Genomic DNA, 3517 nt, shown 5'->3' with positions numbered 1-3517 from the left:
CGGGGCTGAATTCACGATGTGCTCAGCCTTTAAGAACATCAGCGGTATGCATGGTGTCCAGATACTCCTTGACCGCCGCGATCTTGCCGTCGCGAATTTCGACCAGGAAGTGGTACTCGTTGTTGTAGGTCCGGCCGTTGCCGAGCACGCCGTAGGACTCCGCCTCGCAGGCCACCTTGCTGCCTTCGGCGACCATGCTTTTCGGGGTGATCCTGAGGCCATCCTTGGTGCCGGGCACCAGGCTGTTCAGCAGCTCGCCGATCTCGGCCTTGGTCTTCAGTCCGCAAAGCGGGAACAGCGCCGGCTTGCCACCGATCCACCAGGTGGCATCGGCGGTCATCATGTCCAGCGCGCCCTGAACATCCTTGCGCCCGAAGTGGGCAAAGAAATCAGCCACCAGCTGCTTGTTGGTTTCCAGGCTCATCGTTTCGTCTCCTCGTCGTTGTCGTGCTTCTCGTTATGGCGCCGATGCTACGACATGAGCCGTAGCCGCCGCCCCGAGGGATTGCCCTCGGTGCATGAGGGCTCGGCCTCGTATCGGCGCGTTCGGTCCCGGAGTTAGCTTGCTGTCAGCTGCCGAAGTGCAGCCTCGCAAAAAGACCGAATCCGAGGAGACGAACCATGTCAGCTCAGCAATTGGACGCGGTGATCGCGGATATTCACGCCTGCTTCGGCGCCTGGTCCCCAGACACGCCGCTGCCGCAGATGCGCCGTGACTGGGACGAGGTGTTCGGCAAGGTTCCGTGCACGGTCGGCGCGCGTTGCGAGGCCATCGATATCGGCGGCCTGCCGGGGCTGAAGGTCAGTGCGGCGAACGCGGCTGCCGATCGCGCCATCCTCTACCTGCACGGCGGTGGCTACGTGTTCGGCTCACCGCGTTCGCATCGCGATCTCGGCGAATTCCTGTCGCAGGCTGCGCAGGCGCAGGTCTACATGCTCGACTACCGCCTGGCGCCGGAGCATCCGTTCCCGGCAGCGGTGGACGACGCCACCAATGCCTGGCGCTGGCTGCTGGCACAAGGCTTTCAGCCGAAAAACCTGGTGATCTCGGGCGATTCCGCCGGCGGCGGCCTGGCGCTGGCCACGCTGCTGTCGATCCGCGAGCACCATCTGCCGATGCCGGCCTGCGCGGTGACCTTGTCACCCTGGGCCGATCTCGAATGCACCGGCGAAACCATGCTCAGCAATGCCGCGATCGATCCCATGGTCGGCAAGGACTTCACCCGCCAGCTCGCCAATCTCTATGTCACCGCCGGCAACAGCCTGCGCAATCCGCTGGCGTCGCCGCTCTACGGCGATCTGGCCGGCCTGCCGCCCTTGCTGATCCAGGTCGGCGAACGCGAAACCCTGCTCGACGACAGCCGCCGGGTTGCTGCACGCGCGAAGCAGGCCGGTGTCGATGTGACGCTCGAAATCGAGCCCGGCCAGATCCACGTGTTCCAGATCTTCGCCAATCGGCTCGATGAAGCCGTCGCGGCGATCGAGAGGATGGGCGCCTTCGTGCGCAAGCACATCGGTTGATCGTTCAACGCCCTTCTGCGGAAGCCATCGGGTTGTAATCCGCCGCCATGAACTTGCGATGCAGCTGCCGGCGCCGCACGCCCATGTTGCCGCCGTCGTAGAGCGGGAAGCACAGCGCGTCCTGCATCAGGCCGGAGAGCGGCGACAAGACGGTATAGCTGTCGACGCCGACCAGGCGCATCGCGTCGTACACCGCCTGCACGCAGAGCTCCGAGCTGTACACCTTGGTCATCACTGCCAGTTCGTCGCTGCGGCGATCGGTGATGTCCAGCTGGTGGCAGGCTTTCCAGGTCAGGTAGCGCGCGGCTTCGATGCGCATCTTGATGTCGGCCAGCATGTAGCCGACGTTCTGATGCTCGATCACCGGCACGTTGCCGGAGCGCTTGTCGTGCTTGGCGAACTCGAAGGCGATGTCGAAAGCGGCGCGCATCACCCCGGTGCAGGCGGCGCCGATCAGGGCGGCGGTCCACGAGAACGCGTACTGGCAGATCGCGATGCCGTCGCCCGGCTTGCCGAGGATGTTGCCGGCCGGCACCCGGACATTGTTGAAATGGATGCGCGGCGATACCACCGCGCGATGGCCGACGGTATCGAGATAGCCGACGACTTCGACACCCGGCGTCGAGCCCGGCACCACGATCACCGCCAGCGATTCCGCCGGTGGCTTGCCCGGATCGGTGCGGCAGACCACCGAGATCAGATGCGCGCCCTTGCCATCCCAGCCGCAGCCGTTGGTGGTGTAGTGCTTCTGGCCGTTGATGACCCATTCATCGCCTTCCAGGCGCGCGAAGGTCTGCACGCCGGCACTCGGGTCCGGGCAGTCATAGTTCGAGCCGCCGGTAACTTCGGTGAAGGCCAGTGCCGCCAGCCGATCGCCCGGCGCTTCGAGGATTTCGCCGATCCAGCGGCGCTTCTGCTCCTCGCTTCCGTAGCCGATGATCGGCTCCATACCGAGACCGGTCGACAGCAGGGTCGAAGGCACGTTGATGTCGGCCACGCAGAGCTCCTCGGCGGCGATCGCGAAGTCGACGATCGACATGCCGCTGCCGCCATAGGCCTTCGGAAACAAGGCGTGAACGAAGCCGGCCTGCGCCATCTGCGCGTAGAACGGCCGCGTCGCGAAGAAGCGATCCTCGTGCGCCGGATGCAAGGCGATTGTCGCTCTGACTTGGCTCAGCACGGCAGCGGCGAACTGGCGCGCGCCGGCTTGCAGGGCCTGCTGTTCGGGGCTCAGGGAAAGGTCGATGGCCATCGTGGTGCGTCCTCGATCGGGTTGGCGGGGCAAGTCCGCAGATTGGACGTCGCAGAAGACGCTGGCTTGGCGGATGACGAATGCGCAGTTGGCGGATCGCGCACGCAACTGGCAAAGATCATGCGGAGGATCGGAACGTATGATCGGCGGGCGATGGACCGTGACGGAGGACAACGATGCGAACCTGGACCACCGAGGACCGGCCGCTGGCGCAGCAGTACCCGTACTGGCGCGAGGTACTGTGCGAGGCCTTTACCGCGCTCAACCCGGTCGCCGAATCAGTCGGCTCGTTCGAAAGCACGGTGGCGATCAAGGACCTGCTCGACGTCACCGTGTCCGACGTACGATCCAGAGCCCAGACGGTGTTCCGCAGTGAGCGCGAAATCCGCCGCAATCCCAGCGAGTACTTCTTCGCCAACATGCAGCTGGAAGGCAGCTGCATCGTCAAGCAGGACGGCCGCGAGACGCTGATGCGTCCGGGCGATTTCTACATCGTCGATACCACGCGAACCTACGATCTGGTGTTCGAGGACTGGCGAATCCTGTGCATCCGCATGCCGCGACATCTGCTGATGCCGAGTCTGAAGGCGCCGCGCGCAGCCACTGCCGTGCGCCTGCATGACGACGGCGCGCTGGGCACCGTCGCCGGTTCGTTCATGCGCTCGCTGCTGGACTGCTCGGAAGCGATTCCCCCGGCCGCGCAGCTGTCACTGGTCGACACGCTGGCGAATCTGCTGTCGATTG

The 3517-nt window shown here is 64.8% G+C and carries 3 protein-coding genes and 1 pseudogene; 2 read left to right on the top strand and 2 right to left on the bottom strand.

Annotated features, from left to right (window positions below; genetic code table 11):
• Window positions 1-22: 22 nt before the first annotated feature.
• Window positions 23-424 carry a nuclear transport factor 2 family protein gene (locus QZY06_RS05305; RefSeq protein WP_295681193.1) on the bottom strand — a complete coding sequence of 134 codons (402 nt, stop codon included), beginning with the start codon at window positions 422-424 and terminating at the stop codon, window positions 23-25.
• Window positions 425-621: 197 nt separating this feature from the next.
• Between QZY06_RS05305 and QZY06_RS05300 the strand changes: the two genes are divergently transcribed.
• Entirely contained in the window at window positions 622-1521 is a 900-nt protein-coding gene (locus tag QZY06_RS05300) for an alpha/beta hydrolase (RefSeq protein WP_295681190.1), read from the top strand.
• Window positions 1522-1525: 4 nt separating this feature from the next.
• On the opposite strand, the gene QZY06_RS05295 is transcribed toward QZY06_RS05300, so the two are convergent.
• Window positions 1526-2773, bottom strand: a complete 1248-nt coding sequence (locus QZY06_RS05295; RefSeq protein ID WP_295681185.1) for an acyl-CoA dehydrogenase family protein — start codon at window positions 2771-2773, stop codon at window positions 1526-1528.
• A 176-nt stretch (window positions 2774-2949) separates the two neighbouring features.
• On the opposite strand from QZY06_RS05295, the pseudogene QZY06_RS05290 reads away from it, so the two are divergent.
• Window positions 2950-3517 (top strand): annotated as a pseudogene (locus tag QZY06_RS05290) (AraC family transcriptional regulator); the annotation flags it as partial.

Source organism: uncultured Nevskia sp. (genome assembly GCF_903885465.1).
Lineage (GTDB): Bacteria > Pseudomonadota > Gammaproteobacteria > Nevskiales > Nevskiaceae > Nevskia.
Note: the sequence above shows the minus strand (reverse complement) of the source record. Positions and strands in the feature narration are given on the sequence as shown.